This window comes from Pseudomonas tehranensis, from assembly GCF_014268615.1.
GTDB classification, from domain to species: domain Bacteria; phylum Pseudomonadota; class Gammaproteobacteria; order Pseudomonadales; family Pseudomonadaceae; genus Aquipseudomonas; species Aquipseudomonas tehranensis.
In genome coordinates this window covers 1-1,433 of the sequence record NZ_JABWQV010000453.1, presented here as the reverse complement: position 1 = coordinate 1,433, position 1,433 = coordinate 1, and the positions used below count along the sequence as shown (strand labels likewise).

The window sequence follows — 1,433 nt, the reverse complement described above, 5'->3', positions numbered from 1 at the left end:
CTGTGGGAGCGAGCCTGCTCGCGATAGCTGGCTGCCGGTTTCAATAGGCATACCGCAACATCCCGTTGGGCAGATGCCGCAGTGCGAAGAAACTGAACGCCGCCACCAGCGCCGGCAGAATCAACCACCAGATTTTCGCCGGCATGGCCGGTAGCGGGGTCTGGCGCTGGCTCAGCCACAGCATGGCCGCGCAGACACAGGCGGCGAGCATGGCGCCGGCGACGATGTCGCTTGGCCAATGGGCGCCGAGGTACACCCGCGACAGGGCAATGGCCAACGCCGGCAAGCAGCCCAGCAACAGCCAGGTCAGGCGCAGGCGTGGCGGTTGCCCGCGACCGGCCAGCACGGCCAGGACCAGGAACAGGGCAAAGGCGCCGGAGGCATGACCGCTGGGCATGCTGTAGCTGGTCAGCGGCTCGCTCAGGACCTCCGGGCGTACACGGGCGAAAAAGTGCTTGGTGCCGGTATTGGCCAGGGCCGTGAACAGCAGCGTGGCCCCGGCAAAGATTGCCTGGCGCCATTGGCGCGCGAGCAATAGCAACCCGGTCAGCAGGGCGCTGAAAATCAGCATGTAGTGGAATTCGCCGATCAGCGTGAAGGTCACGGCGATTTCGTCCAGTGTCGGGCTGCGATGTTCCTGGACCAGCGCCACCAGCCCCTGGTCGAACGCGGTGAGATAGCGAAAGCCGAGAAACAGCCCGATCAGGATCAGCAGGCCCAGGCTTGCGATCAGCGCTGCGGCATGGCGATGGCGCCGCAGGCTGCTGTTGACGCTCAGCCCGATCATCACCGCGATGCTGCCAATCACGACACCGGCCTGTGGCCAGAAACCTTCGGGCAACGGCAGACGGATCGCTGCGCCAGTGGCCCAGCCGGGCAGCAGATACGCCACGCTCCAGCCGGTGGCGGCCAGCAGGCTGACGGCGGCGAAGCGCGGGAAGGGCATGTCGAACATCCCGGCCACCATCGGCAACATCGGCCGCAACGGGCCGATGAAGCGCCCCACCAGCAGGCTGGCGATGCCGTAGCGCTGGAAATAGCTTTCTGCCGCGCTCATCCATTCTGGATGATGCCGCAGTCCCGGCAGGCGCCGGATGTTCTGGTGAAAATGTCTGCCCAGGAAATACGACACCAAGTCCCCCAGCAAACCGCCCAGCAGGCCCAGCAGCAAAGTCTCGCCCAGCGACAACGCTCCGCTGCCGGCCAGTACCGTGACCGCAAACAACAGCACCGTACCCGGCACGATCAACCCGGCGATGGCCAGGCACTCTACACACGCAACGATAAACACCGCCGCCGCCAGCCATTGTGGGTTGGCGGTCAGCCAGCCAGTGATGCTATCGAGCCATGGGCCCATAAAGACAACTCCATTTCCATTGAGCATTAAACGGCATGCATTTTTTACTGTGGGAGCGAGCCTGCTCGCGATAGCG

1 protein-coding gene is annotated in these 1,433 nt (G+C 64.5%); it reads right to left on the bottom strand.

The annotated features are described in order from the left end of the window. Positions 1-40 precede the first annotated feature (40 nt). Positions 41-1,357: a bifunctional DedA family/phosphatase PAP2 family protein gene (locus HU811_RS26925; RefSeq protein ID WP_092394612.1), complete on the bottom strand. Its 1,317-nt coding sequence runs from the start codon at positions 1,355-1,357 to the stop codon at positions 41-43. Between the last annotated feature and the right edge of the window lie 76 nt (positions 1,358-1,433).